The 23,963-nt window shown below is 62.8% G+C and carries 21 protein-coding genes and 1 pseudogene; 7 read left to right on the top strand and 15 right to left on the bottom strand.

The window, feature by feature from the left end; all coding sequences use genetic code 11:
- Positions 1–53: 53 nt before the first annotated feature.
- Positions 54–1,718 (bottom strand): L-lactate permease, encoded by a 1,665-nt coding sequence (locus ACVWW6_RS13065; RefSeq protein ID WP_011090268.1) that lies wholly within the window; start codon positions 1,716–1,718, stop codon positions 54–56.
- 314 nt (positions 1,719–2,032) lie between these two features.
- Between ACVWW6_RS13065 and ACVWW6_RS13060 the strand changes: the two genes are divergently transcribed.
- Positions 2,033–3,796, top strand: a complete 1,764-nt coding sequence (locus tag ACVWW6_RS13060; RefSeq protein ID WP_028174609.1) for an ABC transporter ATP-binding protein/permease — start codon at positions 2,033–2,035, stop codon at positions 3,794–3,796.
- A gap of 292 nt (positions 3,797–4,088) precedes the next feature.
- Here the strand turns inward: ACVWW6_RS13060 and ACVWW6_RS13055 are convergent, their stop codons facing one another.
- The 4 genes from ACVWW6_RS13055 to ACVWW6_RS13040 form a co-directional block, all read right to left on the bottom strand.
- Complete coding sequence (locus ACVWW6_RS13055) at positions 4,089–5,096, bottom strand: TorF family putative porin (RefSeq protein WP_028174608.1); 1,008 nt, start codon at positions 5,094–5,096, stop codon at positions 4,089–4,091.
- A gap of 438 nt (positions 5,097–5,534) precedes the next feature.
- Positions 5,535–5,885, bottom strand: coding sequence for a histone (locus ACVWW6_RS13050; protein ID WP_456683153.1), 351 nt, complete (start codon positions 5,883–5,885; stop codon positions 5,535–5,537).
- A 70-nt stretch (positions 5,886–5,955) separates the two neighbouring features.
- Positions 5,956–7,278: a glycolate oxidase subunit GlcF gene (gene glcF, locus ACVWW6_RS13045; protein ID WP_161536754.1), complete on the bottom strand. Its 1,323-nt coding sequence runs from the start codon at positions 7,276–7,278 to the stop codon at positions 5,956–5,958.
- Positions 7,275–8,513 (bottom strand): FAD-binding protein, encoded by a 1,239-nt coding sequence (locus tag ACVWW6_RS13040; RefSeq protein WP_304548558.1) that lies wholly within the window; start codon positions 8,511–8,513, stop codon positions 7,275–7,277. Before ACVWW6_RS13040 ends, glcF begins: the two co-directional genes overlap by 4 nt.
- Positions 8,514–8,765: 252 nt before the next feature.
- Here ACVWW6_RS13040 and ACVWW6_RS13035 point away from each other — a divergent pair, with 252 nt between their 5' ends.
- Positions 8,766–9,251: a putative quinol monooxygenase gene (locus ACVWW6_RS13035; protein ID WP_074077533.1), complete on the top strand. Its 486-nt coding sequence runs from the start codon at positions 8,766–8,768 to the stop codon at positions 9,249–9,251.
- A gap of 54 nt (positions 9,252–9,305) precedes the next feature.
- Here ACVWW6_RS13035 and ACVWW6_RS13030 read toward each other — a convergent pair whose 3' ends face one another.
- Entirely contained in the window at positions 9,306–10,799 is a 1,494-nt protein-coding gene (locus tag ACVWW6_RS13030; protein ID WP_028174604.1) for an FAD-linked oxidase C-terminal domain-containing protein, read from the bottom strand.
- A 229-nt stretch (positions 10,800–11,028) separates the two neighbouring features.
- Between ACVWW6_RS13030 and cycA the strand changes: the two genes are divergently transcribed.
- A complete protein-coding gene (gene cycA / locus ACVWW6_RS13025) occupies positions 11,029–11,439 on the top strand; it encodes a cytochrome c-550 CycA (protein WP_011090276.1) in 411 nt (136 codons plus the stop codon).
- A gap of 118 nt (positions 11,440–11,557) precedes the next feature.
- Here cycA and ACVWW6_RS13020 read toward each other — a convergent pair whose 3' ends face one another.
- A complete protein-coding gene (locus ACVWW6_RS13020; RefSeq protein ID WP_404524102.1) occupies positions 11,558–12,514 on the bottom strand; it encodes an alpha/beta fold hydrolase in 957 nt (318 codons plus the stop codon).
- Between the two features lie 327 nt (positions 12,515–12,841).
- On the opposite strand from ACVWW6_RS13020, the gene ACVWW6_RS13015 reads away from it, so the two are divergent.
- Positions 12,842–13,024, top strand: a complete 183-nt coding sequence (locus ACVWW6_RS13015) for a hypothetical protein (protein WP_161536757.1) — start codon at positions 12,842–12,844, stop codon at positions 13,022–13,024.
- A 14-nt stretch (positions 13,025–13,038) separates the two neighbouring features.
- On the opposite strand, the gene ACVWW6_RS13010 is transcribed toward ACVWW6_RS13015, so the two are convergent.
- From ACVWW6_RS13010 to ykgO, 3 genes are all read right to left on the bottom strand, one after another.
- Positions 13,039–13,299, bottom strand: coding sequence for a hypothetical protein (locus ACVWW6_RS13010; RefSeq protein ID WP_161536758.1), 261 nt, complete (start codon positions 13,297–13,299; stop codon positions 13,039–13,041).
- Positions 13,300–13,460: 161 nt separating this feature from the next.
- Positions 13,461–14,102, bottom strand: a complete 642-nt coding sequence (locus ACVWW6_RS13005; protein WP_456680827.1) for a tetratricopeptide repeat protein — start codon at positions 14,100–14,102, stop codon at positions 13,461–13,463.
- A 107-nt stretch (positions 14,103–14,209) separates the two neighbouring features.
- Positions 14,210–14,335, bottom strand: a complete 126-nt coding sequence (gene ykgO, locus ACVWW6_RS13000) for a type B 50S ribosomal protein L36 (RefSeq protein ID WP_006611362.1) — start codon at positions 14,333–14,335, stop codon at positions 14,210–14,212.
- A 341-nt stretch (positions 14,336–14,676) separates the two neighbouring features.
- Here ykgO and ACVWW6_RS12995 point away from each other — a divergent pair, with 341 nt between their 5' ends.
- Positions 14,677–15,561, top strand: a complete 885-nt coding sequence (locus ACVWW6_RS12995; RefSeq protein ID WP_011090280.1) for a 4-hydroxyphenyl-beta-ketoacyl-CoA hydrolase — start codon at positions 14,677–14,679, stop codon at positions 15,559–15,561.
- Positions 15,562–15,662: 101 nt separating this feature from the next.
- On the opposite strand, the gene ACVWW6_RS12990 is transcribed toward ACVWW6_RS12995, so the two are convergent.
- The gene (locus tag ACVWW6_RS12990; protein ID WP_456680826.1) at positions 15,663–16,409 is read right to left on the bottom strand and encodes a sll1863 family stress response protein; all 747 of its coding nucleotides are present in this window, start codon (positions 16,407–16,409) and stop codon (positions 15,663–15,665) included.
- 453 nt (positions 16,410–16,862) lie between these two features.
- Here ACVWW6_RS12990 and ACVWW6_RS12985 point away from each other — a divergent pair, with 453 nt between their 5' ends.
- Complete coding sequence (locus ACVWW6_RS12985; RefSeq protein WP_028174598.1) at positions 16,863–17,456, top strand: hypothetical protein; 594 nt, start codon at positions 16,863–16,865, stop codon at positions 17,454–17,456.
- 354 nt (positions 17,457–17,810) lie between these two features.
- Here ACVWW6_RS12985 and ACVWW6_RS12980 read toward each other — a convergent pair whose 3' ends face one another.
- The 3 genes and pseudogenes from ACVWW6_RS12980 to ACVWW6_RS12970 all read right to left on the bottom strand — a co-directional run.
- On the bottom strand, positions 17,811–18,254 hold the full coding sequence (locus tag ACVWW6_RS12980) for a c-type cytochrome (RefSeq protein WP_011090283.1): 444 nt from the start codon (positions 18,252–18,254) through the stop codon (positions 17,811–17,813).
- 726 nt (positions 18,255–18,980) lie between these two features.
- A complete protein-coding gene (locus ACVWW6_RS12975) occupies positions 18,981–20,045 on the bottom strand; it encodes an IS110-like element ISBj4 family transposase (RefSeq protein WP_011087397.1) in 1,065 nt (354 codons plus the stop codon).
- A 217-nt stretch (positions 20,046–20,262) separates the two neighbouring features.
- Positions 20,263–21,063, bottom strand: a pseudogene (locus ACVWW6_RS12970) (LysR family transcriptional regulator); the annotation flags it as partial.
- A 485-nt stretch (positions 21,064–21,548) separates the two neighbouring features.
- Here ACVWW6_RS12970 and ACVWW6_RS12965 point away from each other — a divergent pair.
- Positions 21,549–22,367, top strand: a complete 819-nt coding sequence (locus tag ACVWW6_RS12965; RefSeq protein WP_011090285.1) for an alpha/beta fold hydrolase — start codon at positions 21,549–21,551, stop codon at positions 22,365–22,367.
- 233 nt (positions 22,368–22,600) lie between these two features.
- On the opposite strand, the gene ACVWW6_RS12960 is transcribed toward ACVWW6_RS12965, so the two are convergent.
- Positions 22,601–23,950, bottom strand: a complete 1,350-nt coding sequence (locus tag ACVWW6_RS12960) for an IS701 family transposase (RefSeq protein WP_456680778.1) — start codon at positions 23,948–23,950, stop codon at positions 22,601–22,603.
- Between the last annotated feature and the right edge of the window lie 13 nt (positions 23,951–23,963).

Genomic DNA, 23,963 nt, shown 5'->3' with positions numbered 1-23,963 from the left:
CAAAATCCCCGCGGGGGTGAACCCCGCGGGGATTTGCGTCGAAGTGGAGCCTGTTACTTCAGCACCATCGCCGTGAACGGCCAGACATAGGCCTGCAACGTCACGAGCACGCCGACGAGGCAGGCCAGCACGATCGAGTGCCAGAACACGAAGCGCAGGATCGTGCCTTCATGGCCGTACCAGTTGGTGGCGGTGGAGGCGACGACGATCGATTGCGCGTCGATCATCTTGCCCATCACGCCGCCGGAGGAGTTCGCCGCGCCCATCAGGATCGGCGACAGGCCGAGCTGCTCGGAAGTGATCTTCTGCAAGTTTCCGAACAGCACGTTGGAGGCGGTGTCCGATCCCGTCAGCGCCACGCCGAGCCAGCCGAGCAGCGTACCGAAGAAGGGATAGAGCACGCCGGTTGCGGCGAAGGCGAGACCGAGCGTCGCATCGACGCCGGACAGGCGCGTCAGCGTGCCGATCGCGAGCATCGCCGAGATCGTGATCAGCGAGATCGCGCACAGCCGGATGGTGCGGGCGTACTCGGTCACGAGCTTGCCGGGACCGACGCCCATCAGGAAGCCGGAGATGATCGCCGCGATCAGCATGCCCGTACCGGTGAAGGACAGGTAGGTGAAGCCGAACACCGCGCTCTCCTTGGTCGGCCCTGGCGCGACCGGCGGCATCTTGTTGATCATCTGGTGCAACTCGGGAACGGGATAGTTCCAGGTGAAGATCGAGTTCGCCCAGGTCTTGAAGCCGCCATTGCCCCAGACCAGCATCACGATGCAGACCATGATCCATGGCAGCAGCGCGCTGAAGAGTTCGCTTTGCGTCAGCGGTGTCTTGTCCAGCGGCTTTGCGGCGGCCATGGTGGAGGCCGATTCGTCGCGGCCGCGCAGCGCCGGCGACAGCCAGAGCTGCCTGGGCTGCCACACCTTCAGGAACAGGATCAGCGCGCCCATCGAGATCAGCGAGGCGCCGATGTCGACGATCCACGGATTGATGAAGTTCGAGATCACGAATTGCGGGACCGCGAACGACACGCCGGTGACGAGGATCGCCGGCCAAACGTCCTTCATGCCCTTCCAGCCCGCGAACGCCCACACCACCCAGAACGGCACGATCAGCGAGAAGAACGGCAACTGCCGTCCGACCATCGCGCCGAGGATGTAGGGATCGAGCCCGGTGACCGAGGCAAGGCCCTGGATCGGCGTGCCCAGCGCGCCATAGGCGACCGGCGCGGTGTTGGCGATCAGCGACAGGCCGGAAGCGGCGAGCGGCGAGAAGCCGAGGCCGATCAGCACCGCGCCGGTGATCGCAACCGGCGTGCCGAAGCCGGAGGCGCCCTCGAAGAAGGCGCCGAACGAGAACGCGATCAGCAGCAATTGCAGCCGCCGGTCCTCGGTGACGCCGCCGACCGCGCGCTTGAGCAATTCGAAGCGTCCGGTGGTCACCGTCACCTGGTAGAGGAAGATGACGTTGAGAACGATCCAGCCGATCGGGAAGAAGCCGGTCACGACGCCGAGGATCGAGGCGCGGATCGACATGTTCACCGGCATGGTGAAGACGAAGATCGTGATCAGGTTGGCCACGATCACGGCGATGATGGCCGCGATATGCGCCTGGACGCGGCCGCTCGCGATCAGGACCAGCAGCGTGACGACGGGTACCGCCGCGGCGATCGTCGACAGCACAGGGTTGTGCAGCGGATCATAGATTTGATTCCACATGGTCTTCCTCCCCCACGCATGTGTGCCGCAGGCGGCCCGCGTGGACAGCCGAACCTGCTTGACGCTGGAAGCGATAACCCCCGAGCTGGACGCGAATTCCTCGCGAATGCGGCGGTTCCCGTCCGCTCACAAGCTCGCGAAGTCCCGAAGGCCCCCACCCCGCGCCGTTAAACCCCATGCTAGGGTTGCAAGCGCCGACAAGCCAACGCAAATTGCAGAACTTGCGACTTTAGTCTAAGCGCGCCCATTTCGGCCGTTGCCTCAGCCATTTGGCTCCAGGCATTTGTGCACATCCCCTCAGGAGACAGAGCTCTGTGAAGAACATCAGCGCCACGCTCGCGATCGTCTGGCGAATCGCCGTCCCCTATTTCCGATCCGAGGACAAATGGGTCGGCCGCGGCCTGCTCGCCGCCGTGATCGCGATGGAGCTGGCGCTGGTCGCGATCGACGTGCTCGTGAACCAGTGGCAGAACCGGTTCTACAGCGCACTGCAGGCGAGCGACTGGGACGCGTTCGTCACGCAGATCTGGATTTTCGTCGCCCTCGCCTCGATGTTTATCGCGCTGGCGGTCTACAAGCTGTACTTGAACCAATGGCTCCAGATCCGCTGGCGGCAATGGCTGACCCGGCACTATCTGGGCGAATGGCTGCAAGGCGCCACGCATTACCGCATGCAGCTCAAGGGCGATGCGGCTGACAACCCGGACCAGCGCATCACCGAGGACGTCAAGAACTTCGTCGAGCAGACCCTGACGATCGGGCTCGGCCTGCTCTCGTCGATCGTGACGCTGTTCTCCTTCGTGATCATCCTCTGGGGTCTCTCCAACGCCGCACCGCTGCACCTGTTCGGCACCGACCTCATGATCCCGGGCTATCTTTGCTGGGGCGCGCTGGTCTACGCGATCTTCGGCACCGCGCTGACGCACTGGATCGGCGCTCCGCTGGTCAACCTCAATTTCGAGCAGCAGCGCTATGAGGCCGACTTCCGCTTCCACCTCGTCCGCGTCCGCGAGAATTCCGAGCAGATCGCGCTGCTCAAGGGTGAAGGGGCCGAACGCGGCCGGCTCCTGGGTCGCTTCGGCCTTGTGATCGGCAACTGGTACGCCATCATGAGCCGGACCAAGCGCCTCACCGCGTTCACCGCGAGCTATCAGCAGGCCGCCGTGATCTTTCCCTATGTGCTGGTGGCGCCGGCCTTCTTCGCCAAGAAGATCCAGCTCGGCGACATGATGCAGACCGCATCGGCCTTTTCCAGCGTACAAGGCGCGTTGTCGTTCTTCGTCACGGCTTACCGATCGCTCGCGGAATGGCGCTCGATCGTCGCGCGTCTCGATGGCTTCGAGATGTCGGTCGATTCAGCCGCGAACCTGCCGGCACACGAGCCGGCGATCGCCCTCGAGGCCGCCGGCGGCGACCGCAATATCGACCTCGAGCAGCTCTGCGTGAACCTGCCCAACGGCACGCCGCTGGTCGCCGCCGGCGCCTTCGCCATCCAGGTGCCGGAGCGCGTGCTGGTGACGGGGCCGTCCGGCTCCGGCAAGTCGACGCTGTTCCGGGCCATCGCCGGCATCTGGCCGTTCGGCACCGGCACCATCGTCGTCCCTGAGAGGGCGAAGCTGATGATGCTGCCGCAGCGCCCCTATTTCCCCGTCGGGGTTCTGCGCGATGCCGTGGTCTATCCCGCAGCGCCTGATACATTCGACGCCGCGCGCGTCCAGGACGCGCTGATCGCGGTCGGATTGCCCGACCTCGCCGAGCGGCTCGACGAGGACGGGCACTGGAACCGGATGCTGTCGCTCGGCGAGCAGCAGCGTCTGGGTCTCGCCCGCGCGCTGCTGCATGCGCCGGACTATCTGTTCCTGGACGAGGCCACCGCCTCGCTGGACGAGCCGTCCGAGGCCCGGCTGTACCGGCTGCTGACGGAGAGGCTGCCGCAAGCCGCCATCGTCTCGATCGGCCATCGCTCGACCCTCGATGCTTTCCATACCCGCAAGGTGACGATGGTGAAGGACGGCCAGATCCACGTCCTCGGCAAGAGCGGCGAGCCGGTCCAGGCGGAATCGACCGTGGCGCGCTGAGGCGCAAGACGATCGCTATCGTAGTCGAAGGACCCCGATAAGGGCCTTTCCTTGCGGCCCATCCTTCGAGACGCCCGCCTTTGGCGGGCCCTCAGGATGAGGTCGGACTTCGCCGCAAAGTCCCAGATCCTCATGGTGAGGAGCGCCGCCCTTGCGGCGCGTCTCCCGGACGATGCTTCGCATCGCCTAGAAAACCATGAAGGCCCGGCACGATCGCAGCGCTCCAGGCCGCAAAAAGCAAAAGGGCGGCAGATTGCTCTGCCGCCCTCAGCAAGTCGTTTCGGGAAGAAACTTACTTCAGGTTGGTCATCGCCGTCAGGTCGAACGACAGCTTGGCGATGCCGGCCGCGCCGCACCAGTTGGAGCCAGCGCCGCTCGGGTTGATCGGGGTGACGTTGGTGGTGCCGGTGGCATTGAAGGCGCTGGTGAAGGCGTTGCAATCACCCTTGTTCAGGTCGGTGTCGGAGTAACGCAGATCCAGCGTGAACACCTTGTAGGTGAAGCCGATGCCGACGTTCCAGGTGTTGTAGTCCTTGTAGGGAATACCGTTGGCGAAAACGGTGCCGGCGCCGGTGCCGTAGAAGGCGTCCGAGGTGCCGAACCACTGGCGGCCGAACTCACCCGACACATACATGCCGACGCCCGAGGGACCGAAGACGGTGCTGGGCGCGGTGTACTTGGCAGTCACCGACGCGTAGTTGCCCCAGGCACCCGAGTTCAGGAAGTTCGGCGAGTAGTACTCGTTCACGCCGACGGCCCAGTTGTCGTTGATGGTGTAGTTCAGCTTGGCATAGCCTTCGAAGAAGCTGACGTTCTTCTTCATGACGTTGCCGTCGGCGAGGAATATCGTGGTGGTGCTGACGGCGCAGACGTTGCCGCCGGGAACGCCGCCGGTGAGCACGTTGTCGGCGCAGCTTCCGCCCGGATACAGGTAGCCCCAGATACCGAAGTCGAAGGCGAAGGCGCCGAAGGTCGGGCGGATACCGCCGTAGACGTCGACTTCAGCCGCAGCGCGGTTGGCGAAGGAGATGCTCTCCGCGGACACACCGGCGTAAAGCTGGAGGTCCTTGGTGACGTTGTAGCGCGGCTCGAAATAAGCGGCGACCGACGGCTGGTGGTTCGACTGGGTCACGCCGCGGAAGATGTAATCGCTGACGAGCGCACCGCCGAAGGCGATGTCCCAGGGGTCGAAGGCAGCGACCGGCGGGGCCTTCTTGGCCTTCACCGCCATATCCGCCGCGAAAGCCGAACCCGTCGTCACCATTGCCAGCGCCGTTGCCAACAAAGCCACTTTTTTCATTTCGATCCCCATCACCAGTTCTCACCCAGTCGGTTTCCCGGAAGCCCCCCGGGGCGTACGACCCAACATCAAAAATTCATGACTGCGGCAATCTGGATCGGAGGATGTGAACCGTGAAGCAAAAAACGCGGGCATCTGCTGACTTTTTAGGCGTTCTGACGATTTCACGAAAGGTTGTCTGCCTGTGTGGCTTCTCGATCACATTATTTGCCCTCCAAAGGGCACTGGAGGACGGGGTTAGTACGGAGACCTGCAGTACCGTGCTCCGCGCGCTACGAATCGGGCTGGCGCCGGGGAATGGCGGCCTCCGGCAGCCACAGCCGCGATGCAGAAAGGCCGCAGCGTCGCCGCCGCGGCCCTCCTGCTGTCGATCGTGTTCGTTGGGTTGAAGCCAGCCTTGGCCCAGCCCCTGGCCTGACCGCGGGCCTGACCTTAGGCCTAACCCTGCCCCTCGGCCGGCGTCGGTTCCGCAGAAGACGAAGGCATCGCCCAGCTTGTCTCGGCGACAGGCTCGGGAGCCGGAGCTGCCACCGGCGCTGACGGCTTCGGCGCGGGAGCTGCCTTCGCCTTCTTCGGTGCCGCCTTCTTCGCAACCTTCTTGGCGGCCTTCTTCGGTGCAGCCTTCTTTGCAGCTTTCTTGGCCGACTTCTTCGGTGCGGCCTTCTTAGCAGATTTCTTCGCTGACTTCTTGGCTGCCTTCTTCGTCGCCTTCTTCGCGGTCTTCTTCGCCGCTACAGCCTTCTTGGCCTTTTTTGCCTTCTTGCTTTTTTTCTTTTTCGCTTTCGCCATCGTGGTCCTCCTGTTGCCGCCGAACAATGGTCGATCGGACGTCTTTCCGCCGTCACCTCCGGACGAAAGCTCAGCTCGACGCGTTCAATGCCGGCCGCGACCCGCCCGTAGCCCAATCGAGAAGCTCAATCGTGTGTACGACCGGAACTGACGTGCCACTGGCAATCTGCACCATGCAGCCGATATTGCCCGCGGCAATCATGTCCGGCTTGACGCTCGCGATGTTGGCGACCTTGCGATCACGCAACCGGCCCGCAAGCTCGGGTTGGAGAATGTTGTAGGTCCCCGCCGAACCGCAACACAAATGGCTCTCGGGCACATCTTTCACCACGAATCCATTCTTGGAAAGCAATTCTTTCGGAAGGCCCGTGATTTTCTGCCCGTGCTGCAACGAACAGGCGGAGTGATAGGCGACGACGATGTTGTCGCCTATCGCAGTGGTCGCGAGATCGAGGCCGGCAACATATTCGGTGATGTCCTTGGCAAGCGCGGACACCTTCGCCGCATCGGCCGCGAACGCAGCGTCCTCGCGCAGCAGATAGCCGTAGTCCTTGATCACGGTGCCGCAGCCGGACGCCGTCACCAGGATGGCGTCGAGCCCCTCGCCGGCCGCTTCCGCCCGCCATGCCGCGATATTGGCGCGAGCCCGCGCCAGCGCATCGTGGTCGTTGCCAAGGTGATGGGTCAGCGCGCCGCAGCATTGCTCGTCCCTGACCAGGACGACCTCGATGCCGTGGCGGGTGAGAAGACTGATGGCAGCCTGGTTGATGCGCGGCGCCAGCACCTGCTGCGCGCAGCCCTGGAGCAGCGCGACCCGGCCGCGCTTCTTGCCAAGCGCCGCAAACACGCTGCCCGGGAGGGGGCCGGGCGACGGCAGCCGGTTCGGGGCCAGCGCCAGCATCGCCTTGAGGCGCTGGACCAGGCCCGGTGTCGCCGAGGGCCGCGGCGTCGGCAGGAATACGGCGAGCGGACGGGCCAGCCGCGCCAGCCACATGCTGGCGCGGAAGCGCTGCGGATCCGGCAGGACGAAGGCCAGCACCTGGCGCAGCAGCCGCTCGGTGAGTGGCCGCTGATAGCGTTGCTCGATCCTGACCCGGGCCTGGTCGACGAGGTGCATGTAGTTCACCCCGGAGGGGCAGGTCGTCATGCAGGCCAGGCACGACAGGCAGCGGTCGACATGCTTGACCACCTCGGCCGTCGGCGCCTGGTCCTTCTCCAGCATCTCCTTGATCAGATAGATGCGGCCGCGCGGGCTATCGAGCTCGTCGCCGAGCAGCACATAGGTCGGACAGGTTGCAGTGCAGAAGCCGCAATGGACGCAGGCGCGCAGGATCTTGTCGGCCTCCGCGATATCGGGATCGGCAAGCTGCGCGAGTGAGAATTCGGTCTTCATGCCGCAGCGCCCCGCGTCAGCCGTCCCCGGTTGAGAATGGACTTCGGATCGAAACCGGCCCGTACCCGCTCGCTCAGGGCGGCGATGCCTGGCGCTTGCGGATGGAACACATCGACGTCGCGCCTGACATCCTCTGCCGCCCGGATCAGCATGGCATGCCCGCCGACCGCATTCGCACGCGCGCGCACGGCCGGTTCATGCGCGTCGCCCTTCGGCGGCAGTGCGGCCCAGATCAATCCGCCGCCCCAGTCGTAAATCACGTCGCCGCCGGTCTCGCGCGCCAGCTGGGTCCCGAGCGCCGCACCTGACGCCGGCGGACAGACGATCCGCCACACCGGCCGGGCGCCCAGCGCGCCGCCGGCCGCGAACGGCAGGACGTCGCGGACGGTCGCCCACAGTGCCGCCGACGATGCGTCCTCGACCAGGGCCGCGGTTCCGAACGGCGCCAGCAATTCGCGCAGCGAACCGGCGCGGTGGGCGGCTGAAGCGGTAATGCCTTCGAGCCGCAGCACGGTCAGCGCTTCGCCCTGGCCCGCGATGTCGCCGAGCCCGTCGATCTTCGCCCGGAACGCGGATTTCGGCAGGTGGGCGGCGCCGGACACGTCGAAGGGCGAGCCGAGCGCCGCGGTCATCGCCTTGTTGGCGGCGGCATCGTCGAGCCCGCGCAGCAGCAGCGTCCGCTCGGCCTCCGGCTTCGGCATCACCTTCAGCGTGACCTCGGTCATCACCGACAGCGTGCCCCAGGAACCGGCCAGAAGCTTGCAGAGGTCGTAGCCGGTGACGTTCTTCACCACCTTGCCGCCGGTCTTGAAGCTGTCGCCGAAACCGGAGACGGCGTGCGCCCCGAGCAGGTGGTCGCGCGCCCCGCCCGCCCTGATGCGCCGCGGGCCGGCGAGGCCCGCCGCGATCATGCCGCCGATGGTGCCTGATACGGGCGTGCCGAGCAGCGGCGCGGTGTTCATCGGCTCAAAGGCGAATTGCTGGTTCTTGGCATCGATCAGCGACAGCACGTCGGCCAGCGGCGCACCGGCCTCAAGCGTCACGATCAGCTCGTTGGGCTCGTAGGAGGTGACGGCATTGAGCGCGGAGACGTCGAGCACGGCGTTGGTCGCCATCGCGTGGCCAATGCTGCGCTTGCTGCCATGACCGATGATCTCGAGCGGCTGCTCGTTGGCAATCGCCGCGCGCACCACCTCTTCGACGTCTTTGGCGTCTCTGACCTTGAGCGTATCCACGGGAAAAGGCGGTAGCGAAATTCGCCGCCAAAATCAAATGCAGCGTGACGCGGCGACCACCCAGCCGTGCAATGCCAGTGCGGCGTGCGACGAAACTCCATCAGGCCGGCTCCGCGACATCCGACAACAACGGTTCGATAAAGATCGAAGCGTTCACGACATCGACACTTCGATCACCGGCGAACCAAAGCCGACAGGCCATCGCTACAAGCTTGCGCCGATCGCGATCGAGCCCAACCGACGGAGACACACATGGAGCGATCGACATATGCGCGGCCGGCGCCGCGCGTCCACGAAACATTCAGCCGCAGGTCGGTGATCACCGCCTTCGGTGCCGTCCTGGCGATCTATCTCTCGCCGTGGACGTCGTCATCTCAAGCCCAGCAGCAAGGAGGAAAGACCATGAACCACTATGCCACGCAGAAATCCCTCAGCGACGCCGTCGACGGCGGCGGCCTGCTCGTCGTCGCGCAATGGGAGGCCAAGCCCGGCGAGGCCGACAAGGTCGCCGCGATCCTCGACCGCTTCCTGCCCGAGGCGCAGCGCGAGGACGGCGTCAAGCTGTTCCTGATCTCACGCGCCAGGGAGAATCCGGCCCAGTTCCTGTTCTACGAGCTGTTCCGCGACGAGGCCGCTTTCAAGGCGCACCAGGAGAGCGGGCACTTCAAGACGTACATCGCCGGCGAAGCCCTGCCGCTACTGGCGAAGCGCGAGCGGGCGCAATACGGGCTGCTGTAAGCGTTTCGGAGGGAAGAGGTTTGCATCGCAAGCCCCTTCCCTCCGCGCGAGCGCCTAGAACCGCGGAATGTCCGGAAACGCCAGCTTGCCCGCGTGCACGTGCATGCGGCCGAGCTCGGCGCAGCGGTGCAGGGTCGGAAACACTTTTCCGGGGTTGAGCAGGCCCTGCGCGTCGAAGGCGCATTTCAGCCGCTGCTGCTGGTTGAGGTCGATCTCGCTGAACATCTCCGGCATCAGATCGCGCTTCTCGATGCCGACGCCGTGCTCGCCGGTGAGCACCCCGCCGAACTCGACACAGGCGCGCAGAATGTCAGCGCCGAAGGCCTCGGCCCGCTCGATCTCGCCGGGCTTGTTGGCATCGTAGAGGATCAGCGGGTGCAAATTGCCGTCGCCGGCGTGGAACACATTGGCGCAGCCGAGCTGGTATTTTTCCGATAGCTCGCGGATGCGCGCCAGCGCCTTCGGCAACGCACCGCGCGGGATGGTGCCGTCCATGCAGAGATAGTCGGGCGAGATGCGGCCGACGGCCGGAAACGCGGCTTTCCGGCCCGCCCAGAACAGGTTGCGCTCGGCCTCCGAGGTCGAGATCTGGCAGGTGGTCGAGCCGCAGGCATTGGCGATGGTCTCGACGCGCGTGATCAGCTCGTCGACCTCGATCTTGGGACCGTCGAGCTCGATGATGAGCAGCGCCTCGACGTCGAGCGGATAGCCGGCATGGACGAAGGCTTCCGCGGCGTGGATCGCGGGCTTGTCCATCATCTCCATGCCGCCGGGAATGATGCCGGCGCCGATGATGCGTGCCACGCATTCGCCGGCCGCTTCGACCTCCGCGAAGCCGACCATCAGCGCGCGCGCCGTCTCCGGCTTTTGCAGAATGCGCACCGTGATCTCGGTGATGACGCCGAGCAGACCTTCGGAGCCGGTGATGACGCCCATCAGGTCGTAGCCGGCGTTCTCGCACCCCTTGCCGCCGATCCGCAGGATCTCGCCGCTCATCAGCACGATCTCGCAGCCCAGCACGTTGTTGGTGGTCATGCCGTATTTGAGGCAGTGCACGCCGCCGGAATTCTCCGCGACATTGCCGCCGATCGAGCAGGCGATCTGCGAGGACGGATCGGGCGCGTAATAGAAGCCGGCATGCGCAACCGCCTGGCTGATCGCCAGATTGGTGACACCGGGCTCGGTGACGACGACGCGGTTGTCGAAATCGATCTCGCGGATGCGCTTGAACTTGCCGAGCCCGAGCAGCACGCCGTCTTCGAGCGGCAGCGCGCCGCCGGACAGCGAGGTGCCGGAGCCGCGCGGCACCACCTTGATGCCCTGCCTGGCACAATATTTCAGGACGAGCGAGACCTGCTCGGTCGTATCGGGCAGCACCACGACCATCGGCGGCTGGCGATAGGCGGTCAGCCCGTCGGATTCATAGGCCCGCATCTCGGCGGCGCTGTCGATCACGCCTTCGCCTGATACGATTGCGCGCAAGGCGGCGACGATCTCGCTGCGACGCGCCAGCACTGCCTGGTCGCTTGCGGGCATCATGATGGCCATATTACGAAGCCTTCGTCCGACGGAGGAAATTGTCCCGGCAAATCAATCATGTCTTGCCGTCTTTGGGTAGGTCCTCCGAAGGTCGCATTGCATTGTTGCAGCGCAAGTTCTCTCTGGGGCAAGTCTGCTATCAGGAAACCTGTCAAGGATTCGCGGCTTGTCCACTTGCCCTGGACCTGCCAAAACCACGACCCTCCATCTGACCCGGGAAGAGACGAAGAGCACCCTTATGACAAAACTGACTTTCGGCGCGCTAGTTGCCCTCGCCATGACTGCCGCAGCGTCCACCGCCATGTCTTCCAAAGCGATGGCGCAGGACGCCGCCGCGGGCAAGACGTCGTTCAACAAGTGCCTGGCCTGCCACGCGATCGGCGAAGGCGCCAAGAACAAGGTCGGCCCCGAGCTCAACGGCCTCAACGGCCGCAAGTCGGGAACTGCGCCGGACTACAGCTATTCGGATGCGAACAAGAATTCCGGCATCACCTGGGACGAAGCCACGTTCAAGGAGTACATCAAGGACCCCAAGGCCAAGATCCCCGGCACCAAGATGGCGTTCGCCGGCATCAAGAACGAGACCGAGATCAACAATCTCTGGACCTTTGTCTCGCAGTTCGACAAGGACGGGAAGATCAAGCAGTAAGCGCGCGAGAGGCGGCCGCCAGAGCTTCGGTTCTGATTGAAGCAGAGCCGAAGCTCCGGCTTCTTGTTTGGACGCGTTTTCTTCACGCGAACCGGTATCCGCTTCGCTCGAAAACGCTTCAGTCGGCGGCCGCCTGCGCGGGCACGATTTTCCCGATCATCGTCTCGATCTCCGTCTTCACCAGATCCGGCACGGCGTTCTGCACCATGTGGCCGAGATCGGGCAGCACGATCAGCTTTGCATTCGGCACCTGAGCTGCGAACGGGCGCGCGTGGATATTGGTCTTCACCGTCTTGTCGGGCTCGCCGGCGATGATCGTGACCGGGGCCGATATTTCGCCATAGCGCGCGGCTTGCCCAGCCACCGACGCCTTCAACGTCACCAGATCATAGGCATTGGCGATGAACTCGCGCGGCCGCAGCAGCAGCGGCGTCGCGGAGTGCTGCACGAAACCATCGGGCATGGTCTGCGGCAGGAACACATTGCGCGCGCCGGACTCGGCGACGAAATACCCGAGCGGCAGCGTGATGGTGTAGGCGAGCAACGGGCCGATCACGGGCGCTGCGATGAGTTCGTTGTAGCGGCCGACGCCGCCGCGCCAGGGATGCGTGACGGGCGCCAGCATCACGAGGCCGGCGACGCGGCCGGGATGATCGAGCGCGAGGCGCGCGCCGAGCGCCCCGCTCCAGGAATGCACGACGAACACCGCACGATCGATTCCGAGCTTACGAAGCGCCTCGTCGATCATCCGTGCCTGGATCTGCGGCGTCGAATCCTGCCGCCGCGCGCGCGTGCTCCAGCCATGGCCGGGACGGTCGATCAGGACGACGCGATGGTCTTTTGCCAGGAGATCGCCGAGCGGGCGTCGCATCGCTTCGAGATTGGAGCTCGCGCCGTGCAGCATCACGACCGGCAGGCCTGAATCGCGCGGGCCGATGTCGACGACGTGAAGCGTCGCGCCATCGACCTCGATCATCCGGCCCTGTGGCGGAAAGGCGCGTTGCACGGCGACGATTCCGCCCTGCGTGACCAGCGCCAGCAGAACCAGCGCCGTCACGACTGTCATCACGATCATGGAGAGAATCCGGACGTAATAGGGCACCTGGCAATTACGGGCGTGGCACGCGGCAGTTTCGCCCCAGGCGCTTCAGCACTTCCACCGGAAATGAGGGGCTGTGGATATGTGCATAATCGAGGGCCAGAAAAACTCAATAGAATCAATCTAATTCCTGATTGCGCGCAGGCTTCGGACCAGCTTCATGCGGTCGTCATAGCGGTTTCCATATAATCGCCATGGTCGGTTCCGCCATTTAGGCGCGGGTGGGCGCCGATCCTCCTCGCGACCTCAGGGGATGCGGGACAGGCCGGCAGGATTTGTCCTGATTTGAACCGGAGAATTTCGATGAGCTTCAGATCGAACGACACTGCAATCGACGAGATTGTCGCAAGCTGCAACGGTGACCTGCGCGGTGCCGTGCGGGCGCTGCTCCTGATCAACGAGCATCTCGAGGCGGAGCTCGCCAGGGCTTACGCCGCAGTGGCCGATCGCGGCCTCGCCGAGCGCGGCGGCGCCGCCCTGCATTAGGTTGCGGGCCGGACCTAGTCCGTCTTGTCCTCGTCCTTTTCGTCATCGGGACTGACCGCGGGACAGGCGCGGATGGTCGAGCGGGCGAGCTTGGCGTCGGCCCTGGACTTGTAGGGACCATCGCCGAACCAGATGTCGCCGATGATGACCGGATTGCTGGTCACGATGTTGCATTTGCCGGTGGCGCGGTTGCCGACCACCCAGAACAGTCCGTCGGCGAGACTCACCGTTCCCGACGCGAGCAACAAGCTACCCGCAAAAATCAAACGCTTCATGGCTTTGCTCCTGCCATGCAGGTAGGCCTGCGGCCGCATTGGCGATACCCCAGCTCATGCGACGCGTGTGATCGTGGTTAATCCGCGTGCGCCGCAATCGCTCGGGAAATGATCAAACTATCCCTTTGCGCTGGCGCGGCCCTTCGGGTCCGGATCGTGCTCTAGATGTCGCGGCCTTCGACCTTTTCGGTCAGCGCCTTGACCTGATCGGGGATCTTCTCGAGGTGCGGATTGACGGCGAGCGCCTTGCGGTAGGCCTCGAGCGCGCGCTTCTCGTCGCCGACCTCCTGCATGATCATGCCGAGCCCCGCGAGCGCGCCGAAATGGCGGGGTTCGCGGATCAGCACTTGCTGGATGTCGGCGAGCGAGCGGCCGTAGTCGTTCTGCATGTAGTAGAGCGTGGCGCGCCGGTTCCAGGCCTCGATGTAGTCGGGCCTGAGCTTGATGACCGAATCCAGCAGCTTGATCGCGACGTCGATCTTCTGCGCGTCGACCGCGGTCTTGGCCCGCGCCATCAGCAGCGAGGCGGTATCGCTCGGGGTCTGGAGCCAGATCGCCCAGATCCGCGCCTCGACATGCTTGGCGCTGACATCGTCGGGCGCCGCCTTCAGCGCGCCGAACAGGAAATCGAGATTCTTGGTGCGATCGACCTTGGGCAGCTTGGCCGGCGCTTCGGGAAGCTTCTTCTGCTTGCCGGGCGGGGTCGGCGGCTCAACCTGCTGCGCCGCGGCCGGAGCGAGGCCGGCGGCTCCCAAAGCAAGGGCCAGACACAGGGTGCGCGCGAAAGGGAATCTGACTGCCATGGCCGAAGTCTAGACGCGCAAAGCCGCCCTTGCAAAGCAAAGGCGGCGTCAAACTCATGTGAGACCGTGGTCTTGCGGGGCACGCGAAGGCGACCGCGAGGGCAAACTCAGCCCTGGCGAGCCTTGAAGCGGCGCTGCACCTTGTTGATCACATAGACCCGGCCCTTGCGGCGGACCAGGCGGTTGGCGCGATGGCGACCGCGCAGCGATTTCAGCGAGTTACGGACCTTCATGGCGGAATCCTGAACGTTCGAAAGGCCGTGTTCGGCACTACCGTTTCGGCACGCGCGAATGTGGCAAAATGAGATTTTTCCCGCTGGCGGACGACCGCCCGGGACGGGGCGGTTCTTAAGGCATGGCGGGAGGTCATGTCAATGTTAACTGCCCGGTTCCGAACCGGCAAATTCGCGAAAACAACCCCATGCACAATAGAAGCGGCCGGATCGGCCCGATCTGCCGCATCAGAGGCCAGGCACGGCAATGACTTTTGCGGGCTGCGGTTTTGCTTCCAGCGACGCCTTGCCAAATTCGTTATATCATATAATCAATTTGGCAACCCGTCGGGAGGAAACCAATGCCGAAGCTGAAGCTGCCCAATATCGACGATGTCGTCGCCATCGACATCCACACCCACGCCGAAGAGCCCTGCGGCTGCCACGCTGACGACGGCTATGACGACTTCCAGGCGCAGATGGCGGAGTACTTCAAGTCGCCGAACAAGCATCCGCCGACCGTGCCGGAGACCGCGGCCTACTACCGCTCCAAGAACATCGCCGCCGTGATCTTCCCGGTCGACGCCGAGCGCGAGACCGGTTTCCGCCGCTACAACAATTACGAGATGCTGGAGGTCGCCTCCGACCATCTCGACGTCCTCATCCCGTTCGTCTCGATCGACCCGCACAAGGGCAAGCTCGGGGCGCGCGAGGCGCGCAAGCTGATCGAGGAATACGGCGTGCGCGGCTTCAAATTCCATCCGACCATGCAGGGCTTCTATGCCAACGACCGCATGGCCTATCCGCTCTACGAAGAGATCAACAATGGCGGCGCCATCGCGCTGTTCCACACCGGCCAGACCGGCGTCGGCTCGGGCATGCCCGGCGGCATGGGGATGCGGCTGAAATATTCCAACCCGATGTACATGGACGACGTCGCGGCCGATTTTCCCGATCTCAAGATCATCCTCGCCCATCCCTCCTTCCCCTGGCAGGAAGAGGCGCTGTCGGTCGCGACCCACAAGCCGAACGTCTACATCGACCTGTCGGGCTGGTCGCCAAAATACTTCCCGCCGATCCTGGTGCGCTACATCAACTCGATTCTGCAGGACAAGATGCTGTTCGGCTCGGACTGGCCGGTGATCACGCCGGACCGCTGGCTGTCGGACTTCGCCAAGATCGACATCCGCGACGAGATCCGGCCGAAGGTGCTGAAGGCCAACGCGCGCAAGCTGCTGGGCATCTAGCGCGGACGCTGAGAAGGCCGCTGGCGTGGCAGGGCAACGCTCGAGCTGCCGACGGCAAGGAGACCGCCAGACGGCGGTCTCCGGAAGTTCACCACGCCTGATCAGGCAGCTCGCTTGAAAGCCTCCCGCGCCGCCTCGTTGGCACGATCAAAGGCAAGGCGGGTCTCCGCCAGGGCCGCCATGAGTGCGGACCATGAGTGGGTCCCCGCCTCTCTGAGCTTCTCCAGTTTTTTCTCCGCCTCGATTGCATCGGCATTCATGCGCTTCAGGGCTGCGTCGATGTCGCCGCGGCGCTCGGACGCAAAGTTCTTGGCATCGCTGCCGAGCTTGTCGGCGGCTTCGCGCCACGCCTTGAGCTGCGCTTCGGCCTGAAGCTTGAACGTCGCCTGTTGCTGCTCGATCTGCTTGCCGAAGCTTTCGACGTATTTTCCGGCCTCGGTCTCGAACACGCGCCAATCGGCTTCCATCCTTGATTTTGCCTGGGTCCAGGCGGCCTCGCCGACCTCCGACTGCTTCTTCACGGTGTCGCGGAATTCGTCGCGCTGCTTGCAGAGATCCGCCAGAACCTTCGTGGCCTTCTCACGCGCTTCCGACTGCACCTCGGAAGCCCTGGCTTCGAGCGAGGTCACCGTTGCTTCCATTTCGTCAAGACGCTCCTTGGCCCAGTTGGTGAAGAAATTGATGTTGTTTTGCGTGACCATTGCTTCGTGTCCATGGTTCGAATGGTACCGCCCCAGTTTCCCGACTAACACGCTGCGCCACGCGTGTTCTTGACGTGAGTCAAGCAACGTCGCCGAGCTGATGAGGGCTTCGATGCCGAGGACAGAAACCCTCACTTGCCAGATCAAGCGCCAGCCCGGGACTCAAGGATTTGTAGGTCGCGAGCGGCGCCTGCGCCATTGCCGGGTGCGCGAGCATCAACAGGACGGTGGCCGCAAGCAGGGTGCGAGCGAGCATGGTTTCTCCGACGTGAGCTGGTCGACGTCGACTTTAATCTAGGGCGTGTACTCTTAACGCGCAGAAGTCCGGTCTTGAAGGCTTAGCGGAAATGTTCCGCTCGGTCAGCGCATTGCCGCTGATGACCCGATTGAGACATCCTCATGACAGTCGGGCGATGAAGAACGCGGTCTGTCGGCTGAGCCATCAAAGGCCCATGTACGCCCAAGAGGGAGTACCACCATTTTTCTATCGCGATTGGCGGCCATGAGGTTGTTATCGTCTTGTCGGAAATGGCAAAAACCCTCACCCTTGGTTCGGCCAGTTCATTCCGACATTGCTTTGATGAAAAGCTAGGAGGGAACATGCGCAAATATGTCCGTGGTACCTTCGTCGCCGCGCTAGGTCTTGCTTTTATCGGTGCGGCCCTCAGACCAATTGCAGCAGAAGAGCCTTACAAGGCTCAGCTCGACGCGTTGCGCAAATCGCTGGAGAAATATCAGGACTACAAGGTAGCCGTGCGCGACCTCTACCTGTCGACGGTGGGCTGCGTGCACTATTCTGGCGAGAAAGTTCCGCACCACATGGAGTATGCCAAAGGCGCTATGGGAGTGCACTTTGCCAATGTCACAGTGCAGGGCGCTCCCGATCCGATGAAGCCCAACGTATTGATCTACGAACCTGTGGGCAAGGAATTGAAGCTCGTGGCTGTTGAGTGGTTGGTGCCTCTAACGGCAGATACCAAGCAGCGCCCCTCTCTCTTCGACCAACCCTTCATGGGCCCGATGGAAGGACACTGGCCGCTCATTCCAAAGGAGTTTGTGCATTATGATCTGCATGCCTGGTTGTTCAAGGACAACCCGCTCGGCATGTTTGCGCCCACCAACCCGAATGTTAGCTGCGAGGGCTACGACTTTTCCCTGCTGGAAGAGCCGACCATGATGGTGCCGGGCCCATAAGCCAATCGCGAGGTCGGCTTCTGGCCCATCAGCGAAGTGGTAGCACGCCTCATTGAGGTCCGTTCAATGGGGCATAGCGGACTGAGCTTGCTCACGTTGAGTTTTTCGCGTTTTGACCCCAAAGAAGGCACGGCATCGGGCCGGGCAGATGTCGGCCTCGACCCGCTTCGGACATCGCGGTTTGGCAAACAGGGCAGTAAGACTCCCGGGCGCATCACGAGGCAATATGAAGCGGCGGGAGTTCATCGGGCTGGTTGGTGGTGCAGCTGCTTCGTCGGTTGTGGCGCATGCAAACTTTTTCCGCTTTAGCGGGCGCTAAGCGGGATGGGCAAGTAATCTTATGCTCGTCGGTTGCTACTTTTGCTGAACGCGGCTGAGATAATCGACAACAGCGAGGATGCGTTTTCGCACGACGACTTCGGGGCTTTGCTCCGGCCCGGCCATCTTCCAATAAGACGGATCAACATAGTGAGGCAAGTTGACAATGGGGTTGAATCGTTCCCCCCAAATTGGCATCTCACGAGTGCCGTGAGCAGGAATTGTTTTCGATCCATCTATGGTTTCATAGACAGCGTTCGTGGGAAAGACCCCGTTGTTGTTCTTGGCCAACACCGTCAAATCGGGAGGCGGGATCTTGAGCTGGTCGCTGACCGGTCCTTTGCCCTTTGCATCCGCGCCATGACAACTCGCGCACGAAGACTGAAATTCTGACTTGCCGATGTCGAGGTCTTCAGCCTGAGCCGCGGCAGCGAAAGCAGCGGTAAGGCCGGCAATTATCAACCAACCACACTTTACCATGTCGCGCTCCGACGCTGGCTAGAAAGGCTTTACTACTAGCCGCTTTGCGCTCCGACAGATTGACGCATATCAAGACTGGCTTCCGGCTTAGGCTTGTGAAGGTTCTGGGAGTGGCATGCTTTCGCCGGCTGATCGGACTTAAGAGCCCGCGCCCTAGAGTGATGCCGTGCTCGCCGATCTCGCGCTGCTCTGCTACCACCCGCATGGTCTGGGCGCGTCCGCCGTTCGGTCGCTATCGGGGATAGATCGGACATGGAGCGGATAACCCATGTCGGTCGCAAATGACCCTATGTATGGTCCGGCCGTGCGTAGCAAGAGGTTCGTCGATCAGGTGGTGTGGTCTTGCATCAATGTATCCGGCCTTTGGTTGGAGCATTTTCTCCGGGCCATCATGGATATCAGCGCGCGTGCGTTCTCATTAGCGGACAGGCCTCGATTGGGCCATTTGGGTCACCAGTGTTCGCATGCGCCGGGAAGACCGAACCTCCATCTCGTCTCATCCTCTCGCAGACCTCGGCTGGAACCTGTTGATGGGGTTACGTCATCGCTTGCTCCTCCTACCTCGCAGTTCCTGTGTTCGAGCCGGGGGCCGTTCCTTCGTCCCGGCCCGCAGGACGTGCGTCGCGTCGCGCGCACGGGCGGTCAAGGCCGGCCGTTGCGCTTGGCTTGCGGCTGGCTCCGGCGTTGCCAGGCCGCGCCTTGACCGCGCCGAGCACGGCGCGACGATCAAGCGGGTCGGACGCCTGCATCGTTGGTCCTTGTCAGCTCGAAGGCGCGTCCTTTAGCCAGCACCGCCCAGGCGATGCGGGCAAGCTTGTTGGCGAGTGCGATCGCCAGCACGTTGTGGTGCAATCGCTTCTTGGCGGCTTCGATCCAGGATCTGAGTCCGTAACGTTCCCAGTTCTTGATCCTGACCAGCACCACCCATGCCGCCTGGACGAACAGAACGCGGAGGTAGCGATTGCCGCGCCTTGAGATTTTGCCGAGGATCGTGCGGTCTCCCGTCGAGATCTGCTTGGGCACCAGCCCGAGCCAGGCGCCGAAGTCACGGCCTTTGGAGAAGACGTCTCCAGTGCCGATCGCGGCCACCATGGCGCTCGAAATGATCGGCCCGATGCCAGGCACCGTCATCAGGCGCGAACATGCCTGATCTTGACGGGCCAGTGCTTCGATCTCGCCGGAGAGCCTATCGATGCGCTGATCCAGCCGACGCCAGTCGCCTGCCAACTCCTCGATGACACACAACATGCGTGGCGACAGGGCATCGGTGCGCGTCGCAAGGATGGTGGGCAGTTCTGTGCGCAGGAAGCCGATACCCTGGCGCACCGCGATCCCGCGTTCCAGCATGAAGGCGCGAATCTGGTTGATGATGCCGGTGCGTTGCGACACCAGCCGCTCGCGCACCCGATGCAGCGCCTGCAGATCCAGTTGCTCCGCGGTCTTGGTCGCCACGAACTTCATCGTCGGGCGCTGCACGGCTTCGGCAATCGCTTCGGCGTCATTGAAGTCGTTCTTCGGTCCTTTGCTATAAGGGCGGACATATTTGGCCGGCATCAACCTGGCATCGTGACCTAACGATGCGAGTTTGCGGCTCAAATGATGTGCGCCGACGCAGGCTTCCATGCCGATCAGGCAAGGCGGCATATTGGCGAGCCGCGCCTCGACCTGGCCACGCGACCACTTTTGCCGCAGCACGACGGTGCCGCGCGTATCGTGGCCCACGACGTGGAACGAGTTTTTGCCGATATCGATGCCGATCACGGCGATCGCGGTACTGGGTGTCTGGGACATGGCGTGCTCCTTGTCTTGGCGCCCCTGGCCAGCTTATCGCTGGCGGGGCAGGAGCACGGCCGGACCATCCCATTAGCGGACTCTCGCATCGGCTACTAGTCAGCTTCAACGTAGCGAATGATGCTCTGATTTGAACGTTTGCAACCAATTCATCCGCGCGGGACAAAAGACGGCGGAGCAGGGGCGACGGATTAGTCCGATTGTATCCCAGCGCCAGATCGACCGTCGGCGTGCCGCCCTCGAGCGCTCTGGCGACGACGTTCGGTGCAAGCATGTTCTGCGCATAGAGCGGGACGAGGCTAATTCCGCCTGTGGAAGCCACGAGCGACATGGCCGATGATATGTTTTCGCCTTCATACTTCGCCTTGAGGGTAATGCCGACCCGAGATGCGTAATTATGTATGACCTCCTGCAAGACCGGCGATGTTCTTGCCGAGCTGACATAGATCTCGCGGGCGAGATCCTGCGGACGAATCTTCTTCCGTGATGCCAAGCGGTGTTCGGCCGGCAGCACGGGAATCAAGGGCTCCTTCGCCAATATCTTGAAGACGACGCCCTCGTTGTCTTTCTCCGGACGAAGGAAAGCGATGTCCAGCTTTCCCCGCATCAATGCCAGTGCGAGTTCTGGCGAAGATTGCGTGCTGAGCGTCACGTCGACATCGGGGGCTTCCTCGCGGAGGATGCGCAGCAACTGGGGGAGCCACATCACCTCCAGCCCGACGAGAAAGCCCATCGAGAGGACGGGCCTTTGCGGTTGCGCCGTCTGCCGGGCCCCTTCCGTTGCGGCCTCGACCTGCAGCAGCGCCAGCCGCGCATGATCGAGAAACACGCGTCCGGCAGCGGTCAGCGTCACGCCGCGCGCCTGGCGCTCCAATAACTGGACGCCGACTTCGGCTTCCAGATCGCGAATTTGCCGGCTCAAGGACGGCTGGGAGGTGTTCAGTCGCCGTTCGGCGGCGTTCAGCAGGCTGCCTTCTTCAGCGACGGCAACGAAATAGCGCAGGTGCCGGAGCTCCATGATCCCTCGTATATCTTCCAGGCATAGCTCGAAGCCTACAAGGTCTTGGTCAGGAGCCAAAGGGGGATTTACCGTTTCGCAGTCTTCAACCAAAAAAAGGACAACGAACAATGTCTTCGCCGAAGCATAGTATCGTCTTCAGCAAAGTGATCCCAGCACTCCAGGCCGATAGGAACGGCGTGATCGCAATTCAGTACGGCCTCGACAATTCTGCAGCGCGATCGAGAGTGGCGTCCCTCATTTAGCGGGAAACGCGCGCGAATGCGCAGGAGCGACGAATAGCGCCGCGCCGGATCCGGCGATAACGCGTCGGCGATCGGGTGTTGGCACGACAAGGGCTTGCCGGCGAGGCCGCTGAACATCGTGTCTTTTGGAAAGCCAGGGGGCGCGATCTGTGGCCTGATCAGCTTGCGCCTGCCTGCTTTTTTAGACCCCCGTCCGCAAACTTTTCAACAAAGATCTAACAGAGCAGATGGAGCGACTCGATGTCGACGATCACGACTACAGACGGCGTAAGCATCTTCTACAAGGATTGGGGATCAGGTCAGCCGATCGTGTTCAGCCACGGCTGGCCGCTGACAGCGGACGACTGGGATGCCCAGATGATGTTCTTCCTTCATCACGGGTATCGTGTGATCGCCCACGACCGGCGCGGCCACGGCCGGTCCGACCAGCCCGGCACCGGCAACGACATGGACCACTGGGTTGCCGACCTCGCGGCCCTGACTGAACACCTCAACCTGCGCGACGCGATACATATCGGGCATTCGACAGGTTGCGGTGAGGTCGCTCGCTATGTTGCTCGCCACCCGGCGCGCGTCGCGAAGGCCGTACTGGTCGCTTCACTGACGCCGAACATGTACCGGAGCGAGGACAATCCGTCCGGTCAACCGCCGGAGTGGTTCGAAGCGATCCGGGCAGGTATGTTGGGTAACCGGTCGGAGTTCTACCGTTTCGTCCCTGAGAATCCGTTCTACGGCTACAATCTCGACGGAGCCAAGCCTTCGGAGGCCATTATCGCCAACTGGTGGCGCCAAGGCATGGCCGGTGGTGCCCTCGCTCACTATACGACTGTCGACTCTTGGCTCGAAGACTATACCGAGGATCTCAAGAAGATCACCGTGCCGGTGCTGGTGATGCATGGCGAGGCGGATCAAGTCGTCCCATTCGCAAGTACCGTGCCGCGTGCGGTCAACCTGCTTAAGAACGGGTCGCTGAAAACTTATCCAGGCTACCCCCATGGCATGCTCACCACACATGCGGATGTCCTCAACCCCGACCTGCTCTCGTTCATCAGGACTTGACGACATCGCTCATCCATCATCGCCTCCCGCGCGAAGGAGATGCCGTTTGCAAGGCGGCCTCTCCTTCCAGTTCAAGAGATGGTGTGCAACGGCCGCCTTTGGCCCAACGCGGAAGTCCTGCGACGTCCGCTTTCGCGCCGCTATCGGGGGCATAGCGGACGTCTAACGGCGTCCCGATTAATGAGTACGCGCCCTAGCACTACTTTGGCAGAATGTGTTTTCGCCGCTGTTTTTCAAGGATTTGCTTTCGGCAATATGGGCACTGCTGGGGCGGCGGCCGAAGGATGAGATCGACGATGGCGTGACGTACGGCGGGCATGGTTGGTTGAGGCGGAGGCCCGTTGATTCTTTTTTTTCCGCCCCGCGTTTGCGAGGCGACGATGTTGCAGGAAGGCGTAGGCAATCATTGTCATAAGGGCGTGGCGATGAAGACCTTGCCATGATCGCCCTTCGAAGTGATCAAGTCCAAGTTCCTCCTTCAACTGTTGATGCGCCTGCTCACAAATCCACCGTGCCTTGATGGTGGCGGCCAGCGTGCGCAGATCCGTCATCGCCGGAAGATTGGCGAGATAGTATTTCTTCTCTCCCGAGGCGCGTTGCTCGCCAATGAGCCAGGCTTCGTCGCCTGGGAGATGCTGCTGACCTTTATCCCATATCCGCTGCGGAGGGCCGTCGGCGGTCCGGACACGGAGAGCAGCAAATCGGGCTTTGAGCCGACCTTTCGTCCCGCTACGCCAACTCACGGTTTTCCATTTGGCGCTGGCCAGCATTTGTTCTGCCGCAATCGATAAGATATCGGGCACGTGGTGCTTTCGTGGTTTCCCGCGGACTTTGGTAATCGGCCAAATGAGCTTCACATCGACCGGATACACTTTCAGGTGCCGAGGGATGCCGACAGCCCAGGCCAGCCCGCGCTCTGTTAGCCCTTGTCGAAACGGTGCGCTGAGGCCGTATCCTGCATCCGCCAGCACACATCCAAAGCGCACGTTGGCTGCCATCGCGCGGTCAATCTCGGCCAAAGCAATCTCCGGCTTGGACCGTGGCGTTCGGTGTTCGACTGGCACGCGAGCGCGCTTCAAACGAGACATGTCGCTTGTCCAACTGTCAGGCAAAAAGAGACGTAACGCGACCATCACTGGCACTTCGCCGCGCGCAAGCGTTAAAGACACCAGCGTTTGGCAATTTGCCGTTTTACCGAGAGCCGACGCGTATTGAGCCGCAACACCGACCGAGCGCTCACCCTTCTTCGGCAGTGAGGTGTCATCAATAACCAGCACCGCATCGCTGCCGCCGACAAGTCGGTCCGCCTGGTTGAGCAGCTCTGTCTCCAGCGGCGTCGCGTCCCAGACACCGTCCGCAATGAAATGGTGCAACTGGTCGTAGTTGCTCGTGGCAAGGCGTTCCGCCATCGGCTGAACGCTCTTGCGATCGCCAGGACCGATCAATCCCGCAACATATAGAGGACACATCCGCTGTCGGGTCTTATGACCCAGCCGGTCCAAGAACGGCATCAGCCAGCGTTCGAGTTCGTCTTCCCATCCCGGCATGGTCAGCCCTCCAAGAGCCGACCACCCATGAATCATTGAAAAATTGATT

The organism is Bradyrhizobium sp. USDA 3311 (genome assembly GCF_054062495.1).
This window is presented reverse-complemented; position numbering and strand designations above follow the sequence as displayed.

What these genes read in the sequence shown, in the direction of transcription:
- ykgO (WP_006611362.1), bottom strand. Translation starts at nt 14,335, where the DNA reads ATGAAGGTCCGTAACTCGCTGAAATCGCTGCGCGGTCGCCATCGCGCC.
- ACVWW6_RS13030 (WP_028174604.1), bottom strand. Translation starts at nt 10,799, where the DNA reads ATGGCCATCATGATGCCCGCAAGCGACCAGGCAGTGCTGGCGCGTCGC.
- ACVWW6_RS12995 (WP_011090280.1), top strand. Translation starts at nt 14,677, where the DNA reads ATGCCGAAGCTGAAGCTGCCCAATATCGACGATGTCGTCGCCATCGAC.
- ACVWW6_RS13055 (WP_028174608.1), bottom strand. Translation starts at nt 5,096, where the DNA reads ATGAAAAAAGTGGCTTTGTTGGCAACGGCGCTGGCAATGGTGACGACG.
- ACVWW6_RS13005 (WP_456680827.1), bottom strand. Translation starts at nt 14,102, where the DNA reads ATGGCAGTCAGATTCCCTTTCGCGCGCACCCTGTGTCTGGCCCTTGCT.
- cycA (WP_011090276.1), top strand. Translation starts at nt 11,029, where the DNA reads ATGACAAAACTGACTTTCGGCGCGCTAGTTGCCCTCGCCATGACTGCC.
- ACVWW6_RS13035 (WP_074077533.1), top strand. Translation starts at nt 8,766, where the DNA reads ATGGAGCGATCGACATATGCGCGGCCGGCGCCGCGCGTCCACGAAACA.
- ACVWW6_RS13020 (WP_404524102.1), bottom strand. Translation starts at nt 12,514, where the DNA reads ATGATCGTGATGACAGTCGTGACGGCGCTGGTTCTGCTGGCGCTGGTC.
- ACVWW6_RS13065 (WP_011090268.1), bottom strand. Translation starts at nt 1,718, where the DNA reads ATGTGGAATCAAATCTATGATCCGCTGCACAACCCTGTGCTGTCGACG.
- ACVWW6_RS12960 (WP_456680778.1), bottom strand. Translation starts at nt 23,950, where the DNA reads ATGATTCATGGGTGGTCGGCTCTTGGAGGGCTGACCATGCCGGGATGG.
- ACVWW6_RS13010 (WP_161536758.1), bottom strand. Translation starts at nt 13,299, where the DNA reads ATGAAGCGTTTGATTTTTGCGGGTAGCTTGTTGCTCGCGTCGGGAACG.
- ACVWW6_RS13015 (WP_161536757.1), top strand. Translation starts at nt 12,842, where the DNA reads ATGAGCTTCAGATCGAACGACACTGCAATCGACGAGATTGTCGCAAGC.
- ACVWW6_RS12965 (WP_011090285.1), top strand. Translation starts at nt 21,549, where the DNA reads ATGTCGACGATCACGACTACAGACGGCGTAAGCATCTTCTACAAGGAT.
- glcF (WP_161536754.1), bottom strand. Translation starts at nt 7,278, where the DNA reads ATGAAGACCGAATTCTCACTCGCGCAGCTTGCCGATCCCGATATCGCG.
- ACVWW6_RS12975 (WP_011087397.1), bottom strand. Translation starts at nt 20,045, where the DNA reads ATGTCCCAGACACCCAGTACCGCGATCGCCGTGATCGGCATCGATATC.
- ACVWW6_RS13050 (WP_456683153.1), bottom strand. Translation starts at nt 5,885, where the DNA reads ATGGCGAAAGCGAAAAAGAAAAAAAGCAAGAAGGCAAAAAAGGCCAAG.
- ACVWW6_RS12985 (WP_028174598.1), top strand. Translation starts at nt 16,863, where the DNA reads ATGCGCAAATATGTCCGTGGTACCTTCGTCGCCGCGCTAGGTCTTGCT.
- ACVWW6_RS12980 (WP_011090283.1), bottom strand. Translation starts at nt 18,254, where the DNA reads ATGGTAAAGTGTGGTTGGTTGATAATTGCCGGCCTTACCGCTGCTTTC.